The sequence below is a fragment of the Streptomyces sp. NBC_00859 genome (assembly GCF_045161865.1).
Classification (GTDB): Bacteria; Actinomycetota; Actinomycetes; order Streptomycetales; family Streptomycetaceae; genus Streptomyces.
In genome coordinates this window covers 778,584-801,650 of sequence record NZ_CP108826.1, presented here as the reverse complement: position 1 = coordinate 801,650, position 23,067 = coordinate 778,584, and the positions used below count along the sequence as shown (strand labels likewise).

The window sequence follows — 23,067 nt, the reverse complement described above, 5'->3', positions numbered from 1 at the left end:
CCGCCACCGTACGGTGTGCCGCGGCCCGGTCGGAAGCGGCCCGGGGGCGGGCTGGAAGCGGGCCGGGTGCGGCGGACGGTCCAGCCGTCCGCCGCACCCGGCCGCTCCGTCCGTCCGCCCGGCTCGGGCGGAGCCGTATCAGAGCAGTACCGGCGTCAGATCCGGCCCGCCCTCGCTCTCGTACGCGTCCTCGTCGAAGGGGTACAGCGGGCGCTCCACCCGGTGGTGGCCCAGGCGCAGCAGATTCTGGTCGACGCCGCCGGGCGTGAGGGCCAGCAGCCAGTCGGCCGCCATCTCGTGCAGCTCCGGCTCCAGGTAGCCGATCTTGACGACCACCAGGTCGAAGGTGCGCGGGTCGATCCCCAGACCGCCCTGCGCCGGGCCCGTGAAGTCCGCGACCGTGTGGAACGGCTTGCGCTGCCCGGTGACGACGACCGTGAGACCGCCGACGGTGATCGCCGCGAGGTCGCAGCCGCGGTCGTACGCGCCGCCCTCTGCCCGGTCCGTCTTGTCGGCCGCGCGCTGCAGGCCGGTCACCGTACCGGTGATCTCGCACGGCCCGCCCTGGCTGGTGTCGACCTTGCCGCCGACACCGACGGTGACGGTGGCGCCGATCCCCGCATCGAAGCAGGCGCGGACGGCGGCCGGGTCGGTGATGCCCGGGTGGACGGCGCTCACCCGGCCCGAGGCGATCTCCTCGTTCTCCAGCAGTTTCCCGAGCATGTAGGCGAGGTCGCCCGCGCCGCCGGCCGTCGGATTGTCCCCGGAGTCGCTGATCAGGAACGGGCGGCGCTCGGACGCCACCGCCGCGGCGATGCACTCCTCCGCGGTGCCGGTCGGCCCGACGAACTCGAAGTCGCGGCGGACCTCCCAGTACTGACGGGCCAGTGACCCGGCCTCGGCCTCGGCGAGAGCGGCGTCGTCACCGGTGACCACGATGGCCGCCTTGCAGCGCGGCTCGTCGGCCCAGGCGTACCCGACCCAGATCGCGGCGTCCACGATGCCGGGCTTCGCCTCGATATCCGCGAGACGGCCGTACAGCCCCTTGGCGGGCTCAAGGCGCGTGCTGGTCTTCTCACCGGGGAGCAGGACGGGCACCTGGACCCAGGCGCGGTGCGGGCGACGGTCCGCGGCGGGCAGCCGCAGCCGTTCGACGAGCTTGCGGGCCGCGCGTTCGCGGGTGTCCCAGGCGTCCTCGTGAGGGGCGAGCCGGTGGGCGGTGAGCAGCTCGATCGGCTCGGCGAAGCGGCGCGAGACATTGCCGTGCAGATCCATCGCCGCTGACATCATGGGCCGGCCGGACGCGGTGTCCTCAGGGGTGCCCACCGAGTCCAGCGCGGCACGTACGGCCTCGGTGAGATCGCCCTCGGCGTCCGTGAGTCCGATGACGCTCATCGCCCCGTGCAGGTCGTAGACCATGCCGTCGAGGGGGCCCGCTGCGCGGATCCGGGAGACCAGCTCGTCCTTGAGCAGCAGATACGACTCGGCCTCCACGGGGCCGCCGGGCAGCGCGGTGGCGTGGAGCAGCGGCACCCACTCGACGAGCGAACCGAGGTCCGACGCCGGCTGCGTCCAGTCGTAGCGGTCGAGGAGTTCCTGCCCGCGGGTCTGGCGGAAGTCGGCCACGGTGGAGCGGTGCGGGCAGAAGGTGGACGACTCGATGCCGATGCCGCCGATGGCTATGCGCAGACGGCGGGCGGGGGTGTCGGTGGTCATGTGGCGCTGCTCTCCGGGTTGCGGGTGGGGTGGTGGTACGGGGGCCGGGCCCTGGGGCATGCCGGGGCCCGGCGGGAGCGGGCTCAGGGCGCTTCCGCGTGCGGCAGGCTGTCACGCAGGGCCGTCAGCCCCGCACCCAGCAGCCCGGCGTCGCGGCCCGAGACGGTGGTGGTGATTTCGAGGCCCGCCGTGGCCATCGGCAGACAGCGTTCGTACAGAACACCGCGGACCGCGGCCACCAGGGGCTCCGCCGAGGCGAGCGCGCCGCCGATCACGACCGCCTGCGGGTTGAAGAAGTTGACGACGACACTCAGGACGGTGCCGATGTGGCGTCCGGCCGCCCGGACCAGGGTGGTCGCGTGCGGGTCCCCGTCCGTGACGAGGCGCAGCAGTTCTGCCGTGCCGTCCACCGGGGTGCCCCCGCGGGCGAGTTCGCGCAGCACGGCCGCCCCGCTGGCGACCGTCTCCAGGCAGCCGATGTTCCCGCAGCTGCACGGGCGGTCCTCCGCGGCTTCGACCCGGACATGGCTGATGTCGCCGGCGCAGCCGTTGGCCCCGCGGTGCGGGCGGCCTGCGGCGATCACTCCGCAGCCGATGCCGCGGCCCGCCTTGACGACGACGAGGTGCTGGAGCTCGGGTCTGGCCGACTGGTGCTCGCCGACGGCCATCAGGGTCGCGTCGTTGTCCACCACGACCGGTAGTCCCAGCCGGTCGGCCAGGACGTCACGGAGCGGAAAGTTGTGCCAGCCGGGCATCCGCGAGGGGGTGAGTACCCGGCCCGCCGGGACGTCGACGGGTCCGGGGAAGGCGATGCCGACGCTCCGTACGGTGCGGCCCGCCGCACGCTGCCGTGCGGCGAGCGCGGTCAGCTGTTCCACCAGCCAGTCGGCGGCCTGTTCCGGGCCTGTGGTCAGGTCGTGGCTGTGGTCGGCGGCGTCCGAGACCGTGCCGTCCGCGGAGACGGCGGCCAGCCTGCCGTGATGCGAGCCGAGATCGGCGGTCAGTGCCACGCCGCCCTGCTGCGGGATCCGCAGGAGCCGGGGGCGCCGGCCGCCGCGGGACGCGCCTTCGCCCGATTCGGTGAGGAGGCCCGCCGCGACGAGTTCCTGCACCCGGAGCGAGACGGTGGAGGCGGCAAGCCCCAACTCTCTGACCAGATCGGCACGTGAAGAGGCCGTGCCGGACGTGACCATGCGCAGGATCTGCTGGTTCGATGCGCTGTCCGTCATTGGTCTCCCCGTCATCGCGCTCCCCGAATTGCTCTGAATGACGTCGAGTTACTTCGACCGATCAAAGTAAGTCTGTGTCCTCTCGATGAAAGTTAGCGATCCGATGGCATCTTTCGCCAGGGGTAGCGGGAAAGTTTTCAACAGTTCTTCGTCGAAATACGGGACATAGAGGGAGAAAAGCTCTAGGAAGGATGCCCTAAGTCGAACACAAACCCTTGACTTAGTTTCGGCAGCCGTCCTAACTTTCAGACATTCTCCAGCCGATGTTCACGTCGGCTCGCTGCTGGAATCCGATGGAGGCCCACCCATGCGCCCAAGGCGCTCATCCGCGCGGCGTCGCGCGCTCGCCGCAGCGGTCACCGGGGCGGCGCTCGTCGTGGCCCTCACGGCCTGCTCGCAGGACGGCGGGAAGATCGACATGGGGCCCACCGGCGGCACACCCGTCGAGGGCGGCACCGCCACGATGGCCCTGCCGCCCGCTGCGACGCCCAACTGGATCTTCCCCATCGGTGCTCCGGGTTACGGCGCGACGTACAACTTCGCCATCCAGTCGCTCCTCTTCATGCCCGTCTACGACGCGGTGAAGAAGGACGGTGCACTCACCACCACCGGCCCCAACACGCTGGGGCAGAAGCCGGTGTACAGCGACGGCAACAAGACCGTCACTGTGCCGCTCCGCAAGGGCATCACCTGGTCCAACGGCAAGCCGGTGACGTCGCGCGACATCGAGTTCTGGTTCAACATGGTCAAGGCCGACAAGGCGGAGTGGGGCAGCTACTCGGTCGGCACCATGCCGGACAACGTCAAGAGCTTCGAGACCGTCGACGCCCACACGATCCGGCTGCACCTCAACCGCTCGTACAACCCCGACTGGTTCACCGCCAACCAGCTCACCCTCATGCGGGCCCTGCCGCAAGCCGCTTGGGACGCCAAGAAGGACGGCGGCGCGGTCGGCGACTGGGACCGGACCACGGCCGGGGCCAAGGCGGTCTTCACCCGGCTGACCGCCCACTCCAAGAGTCTCGGCTCCTACCCCAAGGACCCGCTCTGGCAGACCGTCAACGGGCCCTGGAAGATCGCCGGGTGGCAGAACACCGGCCAGGTCACCCTCGTCCGCAACCCGAAGTACACCGGCCCCGACAAGGCACATCTGGACAAGGTGGTCCTCAAGCCATTCACCACCGCCGACTCCGAGTTCAACGTGCTGCGCTCCGGCGGCGTCGACTACGGCTACATACCCCCGTCGGTGCTCGCGCAGAAGAGCAAGTTCGAGAGCCGCGGCTACCGAGTCGACCCGTGGGAAGGCTGGGCGGCCACCTACATCGTCTACAACTTCAACTCCTCGCACGGCGGGCCGGCCATGCGTCAGCTCTACATACGCCAAGCCATGCAGCACCTGGTCGACCAGAAGTCCATGAGCAAGGTCATCTGGCAGGGGAGCGCCGACCCGACCCTTGGCCCGGTCCCCGTCACGCCGAAGACGCAGTACACCACCCCGGAGATGCAGAAGAACCAGTACCCGTACTCGGTGAAGGCGGCCCGCGCGCTCCTCACCGGCCACGGGTGGGCCGTCCGGGACGGCCAGGCCCGCTGCACCCGCCCCGGCACCGGTGCGGACCAGTGCGGCGCCGGCATCGCGAAGAACGCCCCGCTGAACCTCACCCTGCTCTCGCAGTCGGGCTCCACGGAGTCCACCAACATGATGCAGGAACTGAAGTCCTCGCTGAGCAAGGCCGGCATCGACCTCAAGGTCCGCCAGCAGCCGCTGAACTCCGTACTCGGCAACTCCGTTCCCTGCAAGGCCGGACAGCCGGGCTGCGACTGGGACATGTCGTTCTTCGGCACCGCGGGCAGCTGGTACTACCCACTCAACCCGAGCGGTGAGCAGCTCTTCTCGACGGGCGCCTCCGCCAACTTCGGCAACTACTCGGACCCGAAGGCCGACAAGCTCATCCGCGCCGTCCAGTACTCCAGCAACCCGAACGCCATCCACGCGTACGGCCAGTACCTCTCCCAGCAGCTCCCCGTGATGTGGATGCCGAACCCGGCCTACCAGGTGTCGGTGATCCGCAACGACCTGCGGGGCGTCGACCAGAACCCCACCGTGACCCTCGCCCCGCAGGACTGGTACTACGTCAAGAAGGGGGCCGACCAGTGACCGGCTTTCTCCTCAAGCGCCTCCTCCAGGCGGTGGTCGTTCTCTTCCTGGTGTCGGTCATCGTCTTCGTCCTTCTGCACATGCTGCCCGGCGGGCCGGCCCGAGCCATCCTCGGCCCCAAGGGAACGGCCCAGCAGATCGAGCACTTCAACCACGCCCAGGGCTACGACCGTTCGCTGCCCTTCCAGTACTTCGAGTACCTGAAGCGGCTGCTCACCGGCGACCTGGGGGTGTCGTACAAGCTGAACCAGCCGGTCTCGGACCTGCTCGTCCAGCGACTCCCCAAGACTCTCCTGCTGACGGCGCTCTCCACCCTCCTCGCCGTGATCATCGCGATCCCGCTCGGCCTCCTCCAGGCCGTGCGCCGCGGGAAGATCACCGACTACCTGCTGACCGGGGGCGCCTTCCTCGCCTACGCGACACCCGTCTTCTTCCTCGGTCTCATCCTGATCATCGTCTTCTGCCAGACGATTCCGGTCTTCCCGTCGGAGGCACCGCAGGGTGAGTCGCTGTCCAGTATCTTCAGCGGGTTCTCCGGCATGGTGCTGCCCATCGTCACCATGGCGCTCGGCGTCATCGCGATGTTCAGCCGGTACATGCGCTCCGCGACGCTGGACAACCTCACCGAGGAGTACGTCCGTACCGCGATGGCCAAGGGCCAGTCCAGCCGGCGCATCCTCGCCAGGCACGTGATGCGCAACGCGCTCATCCCGCTCGCCACCCTCCTCGGCCTGTACCTGCCGACGCTGTTCAGCGGGGCCCTGGTCGTCGAGGCGATGTTCAACTACCCCGGTATGGGCCTCCTCTTCTGGAACGCCGCACAGGGCTCCGACTTCCCCGTACTGCTCGGAGTGACGCTGGTCGTGGGCGTCGCCACCGTCGTCGGATCGCTGCTCACCGACATCGTCTACGCCGTCCTCGACCCCCGGATCCGGAGCGTCTCATGAGCACCGCAGTCATAGCCCCCGGGCACGAGGACGCCGACCTCGCCACGCCTTCGCTGGCCCGCCGCACCCTGCAGGTCTTCACCGGCAACAAACTCGCGCTCACCGGCGTGATCGTGCTCGTGCTGCTGCTCGCGTTCTGCTACATAGGCCCGCTGATCCACTCCACCGACCAGGTCCACACCGACCTGGCGCAGGCCAACCTGGCGCCCGGCAGCCCAGGACACATCCTGGGTACCACCGACCTCGGCTACGACCTGCTCGGCCGGCTGATGCTGGCAGGCCAGTCCTCGCTCGAAGTCGGCCTCGCCGCCGGTCTGCTCGCCACTCTCTTCGGCACGCTCTGGGGCGCGGTCTCCGGTTACTTCGGCGGCTGGACCGACGCCGTGATGATGCGTGTCACGGACGCCGCCCTCGCCATCCCCGCGATGTTCCTGCTGGTGGTCGTCGCCGCGATCATCACGCCCAGCAAGAGTGTGCTCATCGTGATCATCGCGGCGGTGGCCTGGCTGTCACCGGCCCGGCTGGTCCGCGGCGAGGCACTCTCCCTGCGCGACCGCGAGTACGTCCAGGCCATGCGGATGATGGGCGGCGGTGGAGCCCGCGCGGTGTTCCGGCACATCGTGCCCAACGCCATCGGCACCGTCATCGTCAACTGCACCTTCCAGATCGCCGACGCCATCCTCTACGTCAGCTACCTGGCGTTCCTCGGCCTCAGCATCCCGCCGCCCGCCACCGACTGGGGCTCGATGCTCTCATCGGGCATCACCTACACCCAGAACGGCTACTGGTGGCTGATCTTCCCGCCGGGCATCGCCATCGTGCTCGTCGTCGGCGCGTTCAACTTCGTGGGCGACGGCCTCCGGGACGCCTTCGAAGTACGGCTCCAGAAGAAGTAGCCACACCCCCGCCTGCTTTCCTGCCTGCACTGCCCGGAGGACACTCCCATGACCGAGCCGCTGCTGCGGATCGACGATCTCCATGTCGACATAGCGTCCCGCAACCGCACTGTCCACGCCCTCGACGGCGTCAGCCTGGATCTCGCCCCCGGCGAGGCCCTCGGAGTCGTCGGTGAATCCGGCTGCGGCAAGACGATGACCGCGCTCAGCGTCCTCGGGCTGCTCCCGACCGGCGGAACCGTCGCATCGGGGAGCGTCCTCTTCGACGGACACGACCTCGCGTCGGCCGGTGAACCCGTACTGCGCGACGTCCGGGGCAACACCATCGGCATGGTCTTCCAGGACCCGCTGACCTCGCTCAACCCCACCATGACCATCGGCGCACAGGTCGCCGAACCCCTCCTGCTGCACCGTCCCATCAGCAAGCGCGAGGCCTGGGAGCGGGCCGAGGAGATGCTCGGCCTGGTGGGAATGCCGCAGCCCTCCGAGCGGATGAAGGCCTATCCGCACCAGCTGTCGGGCGGTATGCGCCAGCGCGTCGCCATCGCCATGGCCCTCGTCTGCGAGCCCAAGCTCCTCATCGCCGACGAGCCCACCACCGCCCTCGACGTGACCACCCAGCACCAGATCCTGGAGCTCATCGACGGACTGCGCTCGCGCCTGGGCATGGCGATGATCCTGGTCACCCACGACCTCGGTGTCATCGCCAACCGGGTCGACCGGGTCGCCGTGATGTACGCGGGCAAGGTCGCCGAGACCTCCGGCGTACGGGACCTCTTCGCCCGCCCCCGGCACCGCTACACCCAGGCACTCTTCGCCGCGCTCCCCGAGAAGGCCGTCGAGGGCGAGACGGAACTGCGCACCATCCCCGGTCTGCCGCCGAACCTCGCCACCGCCCAGCAGGGCTGCCGGTTCGCCGCACGCTGCGCCTTCGCCACCGATGTCTGCCGTGCCGACGAGCCGCGGCTGACCGACGGCGACCACCGGTTCGCCTGCTTCCACCCCGTACCGGAGGAGGGCGAGCCCGGTCTCGGGGAAGCACTCGCCGAAGAGCGGCAGGACACACCTGTCGTGCCGCAGGGGGCGACACTGCTGGAAGTGGTGGACCTCCGCAAGGACTTCCCGCTCACCGGCGGCCCGTTCTCACGCAAGCGCGGCACGGTCAGTGCCGTGGGCGGTGTCTCGCTGACCGTACGCAAGGGCGAGACCTTCGGCATGGTGGGTGAGTCCGGCTGCGGCAAGACCACCATCGGACGCATGATCGCCGGACTTGAGGACCCCACGGCGGGATCGATCGTCTTCGAGGGCCAGGACCTCGCCACCATGGACCGCGGACAGCGACGTGCCCACCGCCGCCGGATCCAGCTGATGTTCCAGGACTCCGCGGCGGCCATGGACCCGCGCATGCGGATCGGCACCATCCTGCGCGAACCGCTCGTCATCCAGGGCGTCGGCGACCGCGCCGAGCAGGACCGCATCGTCGGTGAACTCCTGGACGCCGTCGGGCTGCCGCGAGGCGCCGTCGACCGCTACCCGCACGAGTTCTCCGGCGGTCAGCGCCAGCGCCTCGGGCTCGCCCGCGCGCTGACGCTCTCGCCCGACCTGATCGTCGCCGACGAGCCGGTCTCCGCGCTCGACGTCTCCGTCCAGGCCCAGATTCTCAACCTGATGCGCGAACTGCAGCGCGACCGCGAGCTGACGTACCTCTTCATCTCGCACGACCTCGCGGTGGTCCGCTACCTGGCCGACACGGTCGGCGTGATGTATCTCGGCAAGCTCGTCGAGTCGGGCCCGGCGGATGAGGTGTACGCGAACCCCCTCCACCCGTACACCCGCGGCCTCCTCGACACCGTCAACGTCCCGGACCCCGAGACGGCCGGCGCCGGCCGCGCGCCGCTCGGCGGTGAGACCCCCTCCGCGGCGAACCCGCCGTCCGGCTGCCGGTTCCGCACCCGCTGCCCCCTCGCGAAGGACATCTGCGCCGAGACCGAACCGCCGGTCAGTACGCCCGCCGGCGCGCACCACCAGGTGGCCTGCCACTTCCCGCTGGTACGGGAAACCGCGGCCTGAGCCGGCCGGCGGGGCAGTGGGTCCAGTCAGACCACTGCCTCGCGCAGCGCCCGCCGGCAGAGCGCGTCGGCGCGCCGGGTGGACTCCGGTAGCCGGTAGCCGGGAGAGAGCCGCAGTGTGTGGGCGCAGGCGTTATCGATGCCGACCCGGTGTCCCACCGAAACGAAGACCGGCTTGACGCCGTCCTGGGTGCGCAGCGCCCTGCCCACCTCCTCGCCGCCGTCGGCCAGCAGCGGTGCCTGGGCACCTCGCCGTGGGCCCGGCTGCTCGTACGTGAAGGTGAACGGGTTCTTCGCCACACCGATCACCGGCAGCCCCGTCAGCACTCCCAGGTGGCTGGCGAGGCCGAACCGCCGTGGATGCGCGAGCCCGTACCCGTCGCAGACGACAAGTCCGGGGTCGCCGGAGAGCGCTTCGAGGGCGGCCAGCACGGTCGGGATCTCCCGGAACGCGAGCAGCCCGGGGACGTACGGAAACGTCACCCGGCCGACGGCGGTGGCCTCCTCGACCACGGCCAGCGTCCCGGCGTCGAGCACCACGGCTGCGGCCGCTACCACGTCCCGCTCGTCGTCGTAGGCCACATCGACGCCGGTGATCAGCCCGGTGCCCGGATCGGGGCCCGGCTCGTCCAGCACCACACGGGTACGCAGTTCGTCCTGGACCGCGCGGGCTGCCGTCTCATCGGCGGGTGTTTCCATGGGCATGAGCCTACGAGGGCGGACCCGCGCCGGAAGTGCCGCGGGTGACCTGCGGCTTCGCCCGGATGGGCCAGCCCCGTTGCGGACGGCCCCGGCGGGGCGAGGAAAGTGGTGGTGACGTACGTCCGGCCGCCGGTGCGCTCCCGCGGCTCGCGGGCGGCCGTCACCGCTGATCCGTTGCCACAGATCTGGAGACTCCGATGACCTGCTTCAACCGACGTGACCTCGGACTGCTCGCGCTGCGGGCCGGTACCGGGGCGGTGCTCGTCGCACACGGTTCGCAGAAGCTGTTCGGCTGGTTCGGCGGCGGCGGGCTCTCGGGAACCGCCGCGGGGATGGAGCACATGGGATTCCTGCCGGGGCACCGGAACGCGGTCGCCGCGGGCCTCGGCGAGGCGGGCGGCGGTGCGATGCTGGCGCTCGGCCTCGGTACCCCCGTGGCCGGTGCCGCCGTCGCGGGCACCATGGCCGGAGCGGTGGCGGTCCACGCACCCGCCGGCTTCTTCGCCCAGTCCGGTGGCTACGAGTACCCCGCGTTCCTGGGCTTCACGGCGGCCGCCATCGGCGTCGCCGGAGCGGGGCGCTACTCCCTCGACCACGCCACCGGCCGTCGCTTCGACCGGCCCTGGATGCTGGCTCTGGCCTTCGCCGGGAGCGCCGTGGCGAGCGCCGCGGTCGTCAGCAAGCGGAACCGTGAGCAGGCCGCGAGGGCGAAGACCGAGGCCGATACGGTGCCGGGAGCAGGGGCGTAGCGGGCCGTCCGGCCGGAGCGGAAACGGGGGCTCGGCTGCGAACTCCGGTTCCGCTCCGCGCGGTCCGGCCGGACGACGAAGTCCGGGGGAGGTCCGGGGGGACGAGGCCCGGGGGAAGGCCGCCGGACGCCGGCCGGCCCGGAGCGGTTCGCTGCTGCCGATGCCCGTGCCGGGCTCCGGACACGACGCGGGCCTGCTGAGCCGACGCGGAACCCGGCGGCGTTTGCGTCTGCCGGTCCCTCTGCCGGCAACAGATGGGCGAGGCCGGCAGGGAGTGGGTTCCCGGCGCTCTGCGTGCGCTGTCCCGGTCGGCCTGGGCGTGCCGCGCCACCTCCGGCGGTCCCGTGCGGTTCGGCACCGGCGCCCCGCACGGGCCCAGGACCGGCAGTTTTGCCCGGTGCCTGGTCCAGTTCAGATGTACCAGCGCCAGGGCTATGACAACGTCGCCTTGGGGTGGATTGGTCTAGTCCTCAATTGGTCCAGACTATTGACGTGCCCTTCACCCGCGGATATCTCCTTACCAACCGTGCTGCGCGAGCCGGTGTGCCACATCCGCCATCTGGAGGTACCCGTGCAATCCAGGAAGAGAACGCTCATGGCCGCTGCCACGAGCGCGGCGCTGGCCGCGGGAGTGCTCACCGCACTCGCAGCCGGCGTCACCGGCGCCCAGGCGGACGCCGCGTCCGCCACCAGACCCGCGGTTGCCGCCGCGAGCAGCGGAGGCGTCAAGATCGCGTACTACGACCAGTGGAGCGTGTACGGCAACGCCTTCTACCCCAAGAACCTCGACACCGAGGGGATCGCGGGCAAGCTGGACATCCTCAACTACTCGTTCGAGAACATCGACCCCACGAGTCACACCTGTTTCGAGGCGACCAAGGCATCCGACTCGACGAACGAGAGCGACCCCAACGCCGGGGACGGCGCGGGCGATGCCTTTGCCGACTACCAGAAGTCCTACGGCGCCGACATCAGCGTGGACGGTGTCGCCGACAAGTGGGACCAGCCGATCGTCGGCAACTTCAACCAGCTCAAGAAACTGAAGGCGAAATACCCGAAGCTGAAGATCGTCGCGTCGATCGGCGGCTGGACGTACTCCAAATTCTTCTCCGATGCGGCCGCGACCGACGCCGGCCGCAAGAAGCTCGTCAGCTCCTGCATCGACATGTTCATCAAGGGCAACCTGCCGGTCCAGGGCGGCTACGGCGGAGACGGCTCCGCAGCCGGCATCTTCGACGGCTTCGACATCGACTGGGAGTACCCCGGCTCGCCCAACGGCCACACGGGGAACCACTACAGCACCGCGGACAAGGCGAACTACACCAAACTGATGGCCGAGTTCCGCACTGAACTCGATGCCTACGGTGCCTCCAACGGCGGCAAGAAGATGCTGCTCACCGCGGCGCTGCCGGCCGGCCAGGACAAGATCGCGAACCTCGAGACCGACAAGCTCGGCCAGTACCTCGACTACGCCAACGTCATGACGTACGACATGCACGGCGCCTGGGACGCGACCGGCCCGACCAACAACCAGGACCCGACGTACGTGTCGCCCGGCGATCCGTCGACGCCGATCCCGCCCGGCACCGAGAAGTACTCCACCGACAACGCCATCAAGGCATGGACCACCGGTGACCCGGCCTACGGGATACCCGGCGGGTTCCCGGCCAACAAGATCACCATGGGCTACCCGCTGTACTACCGGGGATGGACCGGTGTTTCGGCGGGAAGCAACCACGGTCTGTACCAGCCGGCCACCGGACCGGCCCCGGCGCGCGGCATCAGCCAGGTCGCGGGAACCGCGTACTACAAGGAACTGACAGGCATCGTCGCCAATCCGTCCACCACGTTCTACGACGCGGCCTCGCAGTCCAACTACTTCTACAACGGGACGGAGTTCTGGACCGGGCTGGGCGACAGGAGCATCCAGGCCAAGGCCGACTACGCGCACTGCAACGGCCTGGGCGGCTCGATGATGTACTCCCTGCTCGACCTCGACCCGGCGGCCACCCTCTTCAACAAGATCGTGACCGCGACGAACGGGTCCGCGTCCGACTGCTCGGCGCCGCCGACCACACCCCCGACCACACCACCGACGACGCCTCCCACCACGCCGCCGGCCACCCCGCCCCCGTCCGGCACCTGCACCTCACCGTCGTGGAGCGCCTCCGAGGTCTACGTCGGCGGCAAGCAGATCTCCTGGAAGGGCCACAACTGGAAGGCCAAGTGGTGGACCACCAACGAGGAGCCGGGCACCACGGGTGAGTGGGGAGCCTGGCAGGACCTGGGAACCTGCTGACCGTTCCGCGACTCCAGCGATGCCCGGCCCGGGTCTTTCCGTCTCGCATGGCCCGGCCGGGCATGGCGGGCCGCAGGCGCGCACCGTCTCCGCGGTCTCCCTGCTGAGGCGCCGCTCGGCGACCCGTCACGACCGGTACTGACCAAGCCAGGTGTGGAAAACGCTGGGGGCCGCCATGTGGCGGCCCCCAGCGTTCGCGTCCGCGCCGACCCGGCAGCCGCACGCCCTTTCGGCCGGCTCCCGCTCGTGGTGATCCGCGACGGCGGGCCCGGCCGGGTCAGCCCACGAGATCAGGCGCCCGCAGCACGGCGGACGGGACACCCCACGCGTCGACAAGGCCGGCTGCGAGGGGGCGGACCTTACGGCAGAGATCGTTCACCTCGCGGCTGATCGCCTTGGAACGCTGGACGGTGAGCCGCCCGTGTTCCATGAACCAGGCCCGGTCCGCCTCGATCGTCGACAGGGCGAACAGATCGCAGAGCAGAGCGAGCGCCGCCTTCTCGCCTCCTTCGGGCAGCGCGCGCACCTTGGCGACGAAGGCCTCCGTCACGAGCCGCTCGACGTGCGCGTGGGCGAGCGCGATGACGTGGTCCTGCACCTGCGAGAAGACAGAGCCCGGATCCCGCTTCTGGTCGATCCCGCGTTTGATCCGCCGGGCCAGTCCGGCGAGCATGTGCTCCTCCCGGAACCGGACCATGGCGAGCTGGTACTCCGAGTCGAGCAAGCCGGCTTCCCGGTCCCACTCGTCGCCGCCGGGCAACAGGTCGCGGACCCGTTCGAGCAGTTTGTGGGCCGACGTCCGCTCGATGACCGTCTCAACGGCGAGATTGGTGACGTAGCCGACCATGCCGAGCTGATCGAGATCCTCGAACTCGCTCGCGTGATCAGTGAGGAGCCCCTTCGCCACAAGCTGCAGCAGGACATGATTGTCGCCCTCGAAGGTGGTGAAGACATCGCTGTCGCTCTTGAGGGCCGCGAACCGGTTGACGGCGAGATAGCCGGCACCGCCGCACGCCTCCCGGCACTCCTGGACGACGCGGGTGGCGTGCCACGTACCGACAGCCTTGATGCCCGCGGCCCGTGACTCGAGCCGGCGCCGCGCCTGCGCGTCATCCTCGATGCCCGAGAAGACCTCGTGCAACTGCGTACGCACCTCATCCTGTGCGAAGTGCAGCGCGTACGTCCGGGCGATGAGCGGCAGCAGGCGGCGCTGATGCAGGCCGTAGTCGAGGAGCACCTGCTCCCCGGAGCCCGGAGCCGCCTCGAACTGCCGCCGTCGCACGGCGTACTTCGTGGCGATCGCCAGCGCGACCTTGGCGACGTTGATACCGGCACCGGCAACGCTGACCCGGCCCTGCACCAGAGTGCCGAGCATGGTGAAAAAGCGCCGGTTCGGGCTGTCGATGGCACTCTCGTAGACACCCTCGGGTGTGACGTCGGCGAACCTGTTGAGCAGCGCTTCGCGCGGCACCCGCACACCGTCGAACCAGATGCGGCCGTTGTCCACACCGTTGAGCCCCATCTTGCGGCCGTCGTCCTCGATCCGGACGCCGGGCGCCGTCCTGCCGTCAACTCGCAGCGGAACGACGAAGGAATGCACCCCCTGGGACCGGCCGTCCACCTCCAGCTGGGCGAAGACGACGGCCAGTTCGGCATGGCGGGCCGCGTTGCCGATGTAGTCCTTGCGCGCGTGGTCGTCAGGGGTGGTGATGACGAACTCCTGGCCCGCCGTGTCGTACTTCGCGACGGTGCCCAGCGCCTGGACGTTGGAGCCGTGCCCCGTCTCGGTCATGGCGAAGCAGCCCATGAGCTCCCCGGTGATCAGGTCGGGGAGGTACGCGTCGTGATGACGCTCGGTGCCCAGATGCAGGATCGCGCCCCCGAAGAGCCCGAACTGAACGCCGACCTTCACCAGGACCGACAGATCACCGAAGGCGAGCGTCTCGAACGCGGCGATCGAGGCCCCGACATCGCCGCCCCCGCCGTGCTCGGCGGGAAAGCCCATACCGGTCTGACCCGTCGCGGCCATCTTGACGACGACCTCACGCACCCGTTCGCGGAACGCGTCGATGCCGAGCTCGTCTGCGTCATCGAGGACGGAGGCGTATGTCGTCAGGTTGGTACGGACGAGGTCGCGGATCTCGGCGTACTCGCCGTCGAGTACCCCGGTCAGTGACGGGACGTCGATCTCGGGCTGCACATAACCGGTTGCGGAAGTGGAAGCGTTCTCGGGGGCCATGTCACTCCGCTACCCCGGCGCTCGACGATCAACCCGGGACGAGCCAGTGGCAGGAGCCGTCCGGGGCACCGCGGGAACGCGGCCCCTGGACGCATGCGGACAGCCGGATCAGGGCGGTGACTACCGCCCCGCGAGGTAAGGGCCGAGCTGATCCGACAGGGGCGGCCCAAGGAGGCTGCCGGCGGCCGAACGGCTCGTCGTGCTTGATCACCAGGACCGGCATGGGCGCCACACCCGGCGGCCTGCGGCCGAGGACGTGCACCGTGGTGACCGAACCGCCCGGACGGCTGGGCGGCCGGGGGTGACCGCTCGGAGCGACCAGGTGAATCTTCGCCCTCACTTCCCCACGCTGCCGTCCCGGTGCGCTTACGCAGCCGTCCCACGCTGGGCGGCAGAGAGGTGCGTCCTGTTCCGGGGCCGCGACGGGCGGTTCGATACCGGGGCTAGCATCACGGAGGACAGACCCGCAGGACAGACCCGCAGGACAGACCGGCAGGGCGGAGGGGCGGCACGATGGCGCGACAGGACACGGCGGCGGCCGGGGGCGCCATCCCGCCCGGCGGGCTCCACGTGGCGGACACGCTCGGCTATCTCACCGGACGCTGGAGTGTTGAGCGGACCGTGCACGACCTGTCCCAGGACCGGCATGGCACCTTCCGCGGTACGGCCGACTTCACACGCCGTGAGCCCGGCGCCGGACTACGGCACGTCGAGCGGGGCGAATTCACCTGGAACGGGGTGACCCGCCCCGCCTCCCGCGAGCACCTCTTCGAGCCGGCCGGCGACGGGGCCGCCTTCGTGCGATTCACCGACGGCCGCCCATTCCACACCCTTGACCTGCGCGAGGGCAGCTGCGTCGCCGACCATCCGTGCGCCGAGGACGTCTATCGCGGCGAATTCCGCGTACTCGCCGCGGACAGCTGGCAGGTGGTGTGGACGGTACGCGGCCCGGCCAAGGACCTGCGGCTGACGACCGTGCACCACCGGATCTGAGACCGCCGTGGAGGACGTGCGGATCAACGGCGTGCTGCACCTGGAGTCCGAGCTGCAGAGGCCGCGTCCCGAACAGCCCGCGAGCCCCGAATGTGCCTGAGCGCTGCAGTCGGCCTCTCCGGCCGGCTGCAGCGCTCAGGTCCCGGCGCTACGGCCTCAGCACTCGCGCAGGCCAGTAGCCGGGTCCTGGCCCGTCTTCACGGATACGGCAGGGACGTTGCCCCATGCGCCGTTGTCGAGCTGCGTCCAGTACCAGATGTCGTTTCCGCCCTGGTGGGGGTCGCCGTGGCCCCAGCACGCGAACCAGTTGAACCCGGTGGTCAGCGTGCCGCGGGTTGCCGAACGGTAGGAGCGGTCCGCGTACCCCTTGGCTCCTACGGCGTTGCCGCAGTACAGCCTGCCGTCGGAGCGGACCCCGCACTCGGCGGCATGGGCGATAGAGGTAGGCATGGACAGTGCGAACAGGGCGGACGCAGCGAAGGCGCCCAGCATGGTGGTCAAGCGTCGAGTGATCACGACCGCCTTAACGGTCAGGACGGAGCGAGGTAACGCCCGCCTGCCAAGCCCACCCATCACCCACACCGGCCTGATCGGCACGCCACCGCCCTGACCGGCCACCGGAACCGTCCCGCCACCGCGCGGCACGGGGAACAGTCCGGCCAGCCCGGCCGCGACGCTACGGCAGATCCCGGCGCATCAGGTCGGCGTAGGTCTCACGGCGCACCACGGCGCGGTGCGCGCCGTCGCGGACGAAGACCACCGGCGGGCGGCGCGCGCCGTTGTAGTTGTTGCTCAGTGCATAGGTGTAGGCGCCGGTGACCGGCACGGCGATCAGGTCCCCGACGCACGGGTCCGCCAACGGGATGCCCGTGCTGAGGGTGTCGCCGGACTCGCAGTGCCGGCCCACCAGGTGGCACAGCTCGCCCCCGCCGGTCGGGCGGTCGGCGACGGCGGCCTCGAAGCGCTGCTGGTACAGGGAGACTTCGAGGTTGTCGCCCATGCCGCCGTCGACGGCGACGAAGGTGTGGCCACCGCCGCGCTTGACGGAGACGACCCGGTACAGCGAGACGCCGGACTCGGCGACCATCGAGCGGCCCGGCTCGACGATGATGCGGGCGCCGGCGGGCAGCAGGCGCCGGGCGACGTCGGTGACGGTGTCGAGGTACGCCTCCACCGTGGGCGGCCGGTCGGCGTAGGTGTAGCGGGAGCCGAGGCCGCCGCCCAGGTCGTAGACGGCGAATTCGCCGAGTTCGGCGACCGCCTCGACGGCCTGCGCGAAGGGCGCGAGGTCCAGGATCTGCGACCCGACGTGCACGTGGACACCGTCCAGCCGCAGCCGGTCGCTGCCGCGCAGCCGCGCGATCGCGCTCCGGGCCTGCGGCAGGGGCAGACCGAACTTGGAGCCGTTCTGCCCGGTGGACACGGCCTCGTGGGTGTCGGGACGGATGCCGGGGGTGACCCGGACCAGCACTCCCTGCTCCGCCGCGGTGCCGGCGAGGATCTTCTCCAGCCGGTCGATGTCGTCGAAGTTGTCGACGACGACCGTCCCGGCGCCGGCATCGACGGCGAGGCGCAGCTCCTCCTCGGTCTTGGCGTTGCCGTGGACGACCAGGCCGGCCGGGTCCGCGCCTGCGGCGAGGGCGAGGGTCAGTTCGCCGCCGCCGGCCACGTCGATACCGAGGCCCTCTTCCGCGAGCAGCCGGACGACGGCGGTGCAGGGGAAGGCCTTGGAGGCGAAGGTGGCGCGGGAGTTCGGCCACCGGGCGGCCAGGCCGTCGGCGTACCGGCGGGCGCGGGCGCGGACCGATGCCTCGTCGAGGATCAGCGCGGGAGTGCCGTAGGCCTCGGCGAGTTCGGCCGCCGCTACACCGCCGATCGCCAGTCCGCCGTTCCCGGCCCGAGTGGTCCCTGGCGGGAACAGCCCCAGCAGTTCCCGGCCTGCCTGCGTCTGCATCGTTGCCATCCGTGCTCCTTGTGCCACTGATCCGTCCGGCTCTCCTGCCATGCTCCCGCTGTGGTCACTCCGGAACATCGTTGACATCGTCAATGCGGGTCTCCCAGACTTGACGCCGACAACAGTCCGTCGAGTCGGGGGTGCACCATGCGGGATTCCGGCGCTCGGGGGCACCTGCCCGTCCGTCAGCTCGTGGACAACGTCGGCCCGGCGCTGCTGCGCCTGGTACAGGAGGGGACCGGCAGCGGCGGGCCGCTCACCGACATCGCCATCCATGCCCCGGGTGCGCCGACACAGCTCGGACCCGGGTGCGTGGTGCTGGGGGTCGGCGTGACCACGGAGGCCGAGTTGCGCGAGCTGACCGCGGCCATGCGGCAGGCGGGCGCTGAGGTGCTCGCGGTGAAGGCCCCGGTGCCGCCGTCGGCCGACGACAAGCCGACGATCATCGAGGTCAACCGGGACGCGTCCTGGATGCACGTGGCGACGACCGTCCGTGAGCAGCTGCTCGAGTACGCCAGGACGCGCGTGCGCTCGGCCGGCAGCGGCGCGGAGCTGTTCGCCCTGGCGAACGCGGTCTATGAGGCCGTCGGTGCCCCGGTCACCATCGAGGACCGCTTCTCGGCGCTGGTCGCCTGGTCGGAGGGGCAGGACCGGACCGACTCCGAGCGGATCGAGACCATCCTGGGGCGGGCCGTGCACCAGCGGACGCTCGCCGAACAGCGCGAGCGTCAGGAGTTCGAGCGACTCCATACCAGCGCCGAACCGGTGTACATGGAGGCGACCGGGGCGGATCAGCTGGCAAGGCTGGCGATCGCGGTCCGGGCCGGTTCGGACGTCGTCGGCTACATCTGGGCCGCCGTCGCCGGGCCACCCGACGAGGCGTCCACAGCCCGGCTGCGTGAATTCGCGCCCGTGGTCGCGCTGCAACTGGTCGGCCTGCGCACGGAGACCAGCTACGCGCGCCTCCAGCGCGGTGAGCTGGCCGCCGCGGTACTCGGCGGGGCGGCCGACCCGGTGGAGGCGAGCCGGCTGCAGCTGGGCTCCGGCCCGGTCTGCGTCCTGGCCGCGGCCCCGCGGTTGACCGGGAGCACGGGCTCCGACGCGCTGGACGCCGCCGGGCTGCGCCGGTTCGCGGACACGCTGGAGTACTTCCTGGCTGCCGTGCACCCCCGTTCAGCCGTGGTGGCGGGCACCGGAGCGGTGTACGTACTGGCTGCCTGGCCACCGGAACACGCCACGGCCGTGGAGTCGGCCGTCGCCCTGGCCCGCGACTTCCTCGCGCGGACCCCACTGGCCGGTGACTACGTGGTCGCCGTCAGCGGCCCGGCCGAATCGACGGGCCGGATCGCCGGCGTGCGGGCGCAGGCGGACGCCGCGCTGCGGGCGCTGCGGCACCCGGCCGTCCGCGGAGGGGCCGTGCGCACCGTGGAGGACATGGCGCTGGCGGTGCTGCTGCTGCATCTCGCCGACGCGACCGAGGCGCTCGGCCTGCCGGACGCCGGCGGCGCGCTGCACCGGCTGCGCCAGGCAGAGGGCCAGGACGGGCCGCTGGCGGCGACCCTGGCCGCCTATCTCGCCGCCGCGGGAGCCACCGACACCGCTGCGGAGGCGCTGCACATCCACCCCAACACCATGCGCTACCGGCTGCGCCGTATCCGCGAGGTCTCCGGGCTGGACTTCGCCGATGCCGACGCCATGCTGCTCGCGCACCTCCAGCTCCGGGTGCGCGAGCTGCGGACGGGCGCCCAGGGCTCCGGCTGATCAAGCCTGCGGCTGATCCCGGAACGAGCGCGTGTAGCGGCACCCGTCGAGGTCGACCCAGAGCACCGCGCCGTCCAGGGCGGGGCCGGCCGTCAGGCGCTCCGGCAGCCGGGGGTCGGCTCCGATGCGGAACGTCCCGTCGTCGAGCGGGACGAGTTCCGGTTCGTCGCAGGGCGCTTCCACGCCGGTCGCGGCGATCATGTGCAGTCGTCCCGCCCGCCGCACGATGCTGAAGCTGGGATACCAGGGGGTGTAGCTCCGGTAGTGACCTGCGAGGGGATGCGGGGGAGCGGGCGGCGCGGAGGGGCTGGGGCCAAGTGACTCAGGTCCGTGGAGCCAGCGCCCGTCCAGAGAGTGGTGGTAGGCGGACCATCCTGGGTGATCGCACACCAGCCGCCCGTCGCCAGCGTCGTACAGCCTGCCGGTCACCTCGTCCGCGGTGAGCGAGAGGCCGTCGTCCCCCGTGGCCTCGACGCGGATCCGGCGCGGCGCCGTTCCGTGAATCCCCACGTAGCGCCGGGCGTCGGGAACCCGCTCCGGGTCGAACAGCGCCGGGTCCGCCGGGGCTCCCTGGACGACGGCGAGCACGTGGCGGGCGAAGCGGTCGATGATCTGGCACTCGCCGGGTGCGTTGGTCAGTACGGCGACACCGTGCCCGCCGTCGGTGTCGACCGCGAGGTACGAGCGGTATCCGACCATCCCGCCGGCGTGCGTCAGCCAGGTGCGGCCGTCGACCACCTCCACGTCCACGCCCAGCGCGTAGCCGGACCCGGCCACGTCGGCAGGCACCGTGACGATCTGCCGGAAACGCTCCGGCCCGATGATCCTGGTGCCGTCCAGGGTGCCCCGGCCCAGCAGCATGCGAGCGAACAGGCCCAGGTCGGAAGCGGTTGCCAGTACGTTCCCATCGGCTGCCGAATACTCGAAGAAACCGGCCGGCGCGAGCGGGGCCGACGGCAGCGGCGGACGGTCGTCGCGCAGGAACCGGTAGCCGGTGGCAAGTCTGTCGATGTCCCCGTCGGCGGTGTCCTCGTGCGTGATCCGCGCCGCCGAGTCGCGCATGCCCAGGGGCCGCAGCAGCCGTCCGTCCATGGCGTCCGCCAGCGATTCCCCCGTCACCTGCTCGACGATCAACCCCAGCAGGTTGTAGCCCTCGTTGGAGTAGTGGAACAGCTCGCCTGGTTCGGCCCAGGTCCTCGCATCGCGCAGCGCGTAGCCGCGTGCGGCGGCATCGGGCAGCGCGTCGGCCCCGGCCACCAGGCCGGAGGTGTGCTGCAGGAGGTGCCGGACGGTGATCGCGCGGGAGCCGCCGTTCGGGGCGAACCAGGGCAGGTGGTCGGCGACCGCCGCGTCGAGGTCCACCTTCCCCTCGTCCGCCAGTATGCCGACCAGGAAGGCGGTGAAGGTCTTGCTGATGGAACCGATCTCGAACCGTGTGCGACGGGAGACCGGCGTCCCGGACTCCGCGTTCGCGAATCCCGCGGTGACGAACGCGGACTCGCCGGTCCCATCGACGACGCTGACCGCGATTCCCGGCACCGGCCACCCGGTCCGCAACCGCTCCGCAAGCCCGGAGACCACCCGTTGCGCATCCATCAGACGTCCGCCTTCCGTGAACCGAATCCCGTGAACCGGTCCGGACCCAGCTCGACCCGGGAGAAGTCGATGTCCGCGTCCGGCCGGGCACCTTTGACGAACCGTCGGCACAGCGGGTACAGCAGCACGGCCAGCAGCGCCACCGCGAGACTTGTGCCGAACGTCGCGGCCTCGTCGACCGCCGTGCTCCACGCCAGGTACACGATCATCGCCGTGGGCAGCACGACGACCAGGACCGCGCCGGTCCGGCCGCCGGGGACCCGGACCGGCCGGACCATCTGCGGATATCTCCAGCGGAGTACCAGGAAGGCCACGAATTCCAGCAGGATCGAGGCCAGGGTGAGGAGCACCGTGGCGCGCAGGATCGAGCTGAAGTCGACGGCGGCGAGCACGACGACGACCGTGGTGCTCGCCAGCAGCGCTCCCACCGGCGTGTGGAACCGTTTGCTGTCCCGGGCCATCCAGCGCGGCAGGTACGCGTCCGCGGCGAGTGCCCGCGGGACCCGGGTGCTCGTCAGCAGGATCGCCATGAACAGCCCCACCAGGGAGAGCGCCGATCCCAGGGAGATCAGCACCTTCAGCCAGATTCCGCCCAGGGCGTCGCCGACCACGATGAAGTCGCCCTGGGCCCAGTCGGCGGGCGCACCCCGGTGCAGCCCGCTGCCGATGGCGGCGATGGTGGGCAGCAGGTAGGCGGTGATGATCAGCGGAACCGAGATGACCAGGGCCCGGGTGTAGGTCCGGTGCGCGTCGGCGACCTCGCCCAGCACGGTGCTCGGGCCGTCGAAGCCGAGGTACAGCCACACGATCACGCTGAGCGCGCCGGCCACCGACGAGTGGACGCTCTGGCCAGGCACCGTGAAGGGCGAGAGCACGTTGATCCCATTGCCGACCGCATGCCAGATACCGAGGACCGCCAGCACCGCGAACGGTGCGAGGATCAGCAGCATCATCCCGACCGAGTACTCGCTCACCGCCTTGGAACCGCGGTAGTTCAGGTACGCCATCGGGACGATGACGGCGACGGTGACGATCCAGTGCAGGTCCACGACGAAACCGCCGTGGAACAGATCCACGATCACCAGCCCCTTCCCGCGGGCGATGTCCGGGACCCAGGTGGCCAGGTAGTCGACCAGCAGGATCGGGTAGAGGGCGAGGTTCAGCACCGACCCGATCGAATTCCAGGCCCCGAACACGAACGCCGCACCTCTGCCGAGCGCGATCTTCGTCCAGTAGTAGTAGCCGCCGTCGACGGGTATCGCGGCACTCAACTCCGCTGCCACCAGCGCGTTCGGCACGCCGAAGACCACCGGCACCAGGACGATCATCAGCAGGGTCATGCCCGGACCGGCGCTGGAGAGCGAGCCTTCGAGCCCGAAGGGACCTCCGGACACCGTGAAGAAGAAGATTCCGACCAGGGGCAGCACGCCGAGTGTGCGTCTGCCCGCCCCGGACGCCGGCCGCGTGCTTTCCGACGGGATCAGTTCGGTCATCTGGGCTCCACTCTCCGTTCGCGCCTGGTCGGCACAACGTACGGGGGCGTCACCGGGGCCGTCCTCGTCGTACGCGCCAAAGCCGCGGCCCGTCGGTTGTCGCTGCTACCAACGCCGGGCTGATCCACCCCGGACACGGCGAAGCTCCGGGCGACGAGGTCACCCGGAGCTTCTGACAGGACTGACGTCTGGGGCCCCGGGTCAGGCCGCGCGCGGCGGCTTGAGCGCTGAGGAGCAGCAGACGGGTTCGTTCAGCAAGCCCTGGC

General features: G+C 70.5%; 16 protein-coding genes. 8 read left to right on the top strand and 8 right to left on the bottom strand.

Going from position 1 to position 23,067, the window contains the following annotated elements; genetic code table 11:
* Positions 1-138 precede the first annotated feature (138 nt).
* Both OG584_RS03305 and OG584_RS03300 read right to left on the bottom strand, forming a co-directional pair.
* A complete protein-coding gene (locus OG584_RS03305) occupies positions 139-1,716 on the bottom strand; it encodes a M81 family metallopeptidase (protein ID WP_405774775.1) in 1,578 nt (525 codons plus the stop codon).
* Between the two features lie 83 nt (positions 1,717-1,799).
* Entirely contained in the window at positions 1,800-2,945 is a 1,146-nt protein-coding gene (locus tag OG584_RS03300; RefSeq protein WP_405774773.1) for an ROK family protein, read from the bottom strand.
* A gap of 307 nt (positions 2,946-3,252) precedes the next feature.
* On the opposite strand from OG584_RS03300, the gene OG584_RS03295 reads away from it, so the two are divergent.
* The 4 genes from OG584_RS03295 to OG584_RS03280 are packed head-to-tail and all read left to right on the top strand — an operon-like array spanning position 3,253 to position 9,016.
* A complete protein-coding gene (locus OG584_RS03295; RefSeq protein WP_405774771.1) occupies positions 3,253-5,103 on the top strand; it encodes a peptide ABC transporter substrate-binding protein in 1,851 nt (616 codons plus the stop codon).
* Entirely contained in the window at positions 5,100-6,050 is a 951-nt protein-coding gene (locus tag OG584_RS03290; RefSeq protein ID WP_405774769.1) for an ABC transporter permease, read from the top strand. Before OG584_RS03295 ends, OG584_RS03290 begins: the two co-directional genes overlap by 4 nt.
* Positions 6,047-6,946: an ABC transporter permease gene (locus tag OG584_RS03285; RefSeq protein WP_405774768.1), complete on the top strand. Its 900-nt coding sequence runs from the start codon at positions 6,047-6,049 to the stop codon at positions 6,944-6,946. The genes OG584_RS03290 and OG584_RS03285 overlap by 4 nt, the downstream gene beginning before the upstream one ends.
* 48 nt (positions 6,947-6,994) lie before the next feature.
* Positions 6,995-9,016 carry a dipeptide ABC transporter ATP-binding protein gene (locus OG584_RS03280; protein WP_405774766.1) on the top strand — a complete coding sequence of 674 codons (2,022 nt, stop codon included), beginning with the start codon at positions 6,995-6,997 and terminating at the stop codon, positions 9,014-9,016.
* A 26-nt stretch (positions 9,017-9,042) separates the two neighbouring features.
* On the opposite strand, the gene OG584_RS03275 is transcribed toward OG584_RS03280, so the two are convergent.
* Positions 9,043-9,720, bottom strand: a complete 678-nt coding sequence (locus tag OG584_RS03275) for an endonuclease V (RefSeq protein WP_405774764.1) — start codon at positions 9,718-9,720, stop codon at positions 9,043-9,045.
* 194 nt (positions 9,721-9,914) lie between these two features.
* Here OG584_RS03275 and OG584_RS03270 point away from each other — a divergent pair, with 194 nt between their 5' ends.
* Together OG584_RS03270 and OG584_RS03265 are read left to right on the top strand one after the other, a co-directional pair.
* A complete protein-coding gene (locus OG584_RS03270) occupies positions 9,915-10,466 on the top strand; it encodes a DoxX family protein (RefSeq protein WP_405774762.1) in 552 nt (183 codons plus the stop codon).
* A 595-nt stretch (positions 10,467-11,061) separates the two neighbouring features.
* Positions 11,062-12,765: a glycosyl hydrolase family 18 protein gene (locus tag OG584_RS03265; protein WP_405774760.1), complete on the top strand. Its 1,704-nt coding sequence runs from the start codon at positions 11,062-11,064 to the stop codon at positions 12,763-12,765.
* Positions 12,766-13,042: 277 nt separating this feature from the next.
* Here the strand turns inward: OG584_RS03265 and OG584_RS03260 are convergent, their stop codons facing one another.
* Positions 13,043-15,004 carry an acyl-CoA dehydrogenase gene (locus tag OG584_RS03260; protein WP_405774758.1) on the bottom strand — a complete coding sequence of 654 codons (1,962 nt, stop codon included), beginning with the start codon at positions 15,002-15,004 and terminating at the stop codon, positions 13,043-13,045.
* 513 nt (positions 15,005-15,517) lie between these two features.
* Here OG584_RS03260 and OG584_RS03255 point away from each other — a divergent pair.
* Positions 15,518-15,997: a DUF6314 family protein gene (locus OG584_RS03255; RefSeq protein ID WP_405774756.1), complete on the top strand. Its 480-nt coding sequence runs from the start codon at positions 15,518-15,520 to the stop codon at positions 15,995-15,997.
* Positions 15,998-16,153: 156 nt separating this feature from the next.
* Here the strand turns inward: OG584_RS03255 and OG584_RS03250 are convergent, their stop codons facing one another.
* Both OG584_RS03250 and lysA read right to left on the bottom strand, forming a co-directional pair.
* Entirely contained in the window at positions 16,154-16,489 is a 336-nt protein-coding gene (locus OG584_RS03250; protein WP_405783854.1) for a hypothetical protein, read from the bottom strand.
* A 184-nt stretch (positions 16,490-16,673) separates the two neighbouring features.
* Complete coding sequence (gene lysA, locus OG584_RS03245) at positions 16,674-17,960, bottom strand: diaminopimelate decarboxylase (RefSeq protein WP_405774754.1); 1,287 nt, start codon at positions 17,958-17,960, stop codon at positions 16,674-16,676.
* Positions 17,961-18,098: 138 nt separating this feature from the next.
* Between lysA and OG584_RS03240 the strand changes: the two genes are divergently transcribed.
* Positions 18,099-19,712 carry a helix-turn-helix domain-containing protein gene (locus OG584_RS03240; RefSeq protein WP_405774752.1) on the top strand — a complete coding sequence of 538 codons (1,614 nt, stop codon included), beginning with the start codon at positions 18,099-18,101 and terminating at the stop codon, positions 19,710-19,712.
* On the opposite strand, the gene OG584_RS03235 is transcribed toward OG584_RS03240, so the two are convergent.
* Together OG584_RS03235 and OG584_RS03230 are read right to left on the bottom strand one after the other, a co-directional pair.
* Positions 19,713-21,308, bottom strand: a complete 1,596-nt coding sequence (locus tag OG584_RS03235) for a serine hydrolase domain-containing protein (protein WP_405774751.1) — start codon at positions 21,306-21,308, stop codon at positions 19,713-19,715.
* Positions 21,308-22,801 carry an APC family permease gene (locus OG584_RS03230; RefSeq protein WP_405774749.1) on the bottom strand — a complete coding sequence of 498 codons (1,494 nt, stop codon included), beginning with the start codon at positions 22,799-22,801 and terminating at the stop codon, positions 21,308-21,310. Before OG584_RS03230 ends, OG584_RS03235 begins: the two co-directional genes overlap by 1 nt.
* Between the last annotated feature and the right edge of the window lie 266 nt (positions 22,802-23,067).

Excerpts from the sequence above, each read along its gene's own strand:
- OG584_RS03305 (WP_405774775.1), bottom strand. The coding sequence starts at position 1,716 with ATGACCACCGACACCCCCGCCCGCCGTCTGCGCATAGCCATCGGCGGC.
- OG584_RS03300 (WP_405774773.1), bottom strand. The coding sequence starts at position 2,945 with ATGACGGACAGCGCATCGAACCAGCAGATCCTGCGCATGGTCACGTCC.
- OG584_RS03295 (WP_405774771.1), top strand. The coding sequence starts at position 3,253 with ATGCGCCCAAGGCGCTCATCCGCGCGGCGTCGCGCGCTCGCCGCAGCG.
- OG584_RS03285 (WP_405774768.1), top strand. The coding sequence starts at position 6,047 with ATGAGCACCGCAGTCATAGCCCCCGGGCACGAGGACGCCGACCTCGCC.
- OG584_RS03280 (WP_405774766.1), top strand. The coding sequence starts at position 6,995 with ATGACCGAGCCGCTGCTGCGGATCGACGATCTCCATGTCGACATAGCG.
- OG584_RS03275 (WP_405774764.1), bottom strand. The coding sequence starts at position 9,720 with ATGCCCATGGAAACACCCGCCGATGAGACGGCAGCCCGCGCGGTCCAG.
- OG584_RS03270 (WP_405774762.1), top strand. The coding sequence starts at position 9,915 with ATGACCTGCTTCAACCGACGTGACCTCGGACTGCTCGCGCTGCGGGCC.
- OG584_RS03265 (WP_405774760.1), top strand. The coding sequence starts at position 11,062 with ATGGCCGCTGCCACGAGCGCGGCGCTGGCCGCGGGAGTGCTCACCGCA.
- OG584_RS03260 (WP_405774758.1), bottom strand. The coding sequence starts at position 15,004 with ATGGCCCCCGAGAACGCTTCCACTTCCGCAACCGGTTATGTGCAGCCC.
- OG584_RS03255 (WP_405774756.1), top strand. The coding sequence starts at position 15,518 with ATGGCGCGACAGGACACGGCGGCGGCCGGGGGCGCCATCCCGCCCGGC.
- OG584_RS03250 (WP_405783854.1), bottom strand. The coding sequence starts at position 16,489 with ATGCTGGGCGCCTTCGCTGCGTCCGCCCTGTTCGCACTGTCCATGCCT.
- lysA (WP_405774754.1), bottom strand. The coding sequence starts at position 17,960 with ATGGCAACGATGCAGACGCAGGCAGGCCGGGAACTGCTGGGGCTGTTC.
- OG584_RS03240 (WP_405774752.1), top strand. The coding sequence starts at position 18,099 with ATGCGGGATTCCGGCGCTCGGGGGCACCTGCCCGTCCGTCAGCTCGTG.
- OG584_RS03235 (WP_405774751.1), bottom strand. The coding sequence starts at position 21,308 with ATGGATGCGCAACGGGTGGTCTCCGGGCTTGCGGAGCGGTTGCGGACC.
- OG584_RS03230 (WP_405774749.1), bottom strand. The coding sequence starts at position 22,801 with ATGACCGAACTGATCCCGTCGGAAAGCACGCGGCCGGCGTCCGGGGCG.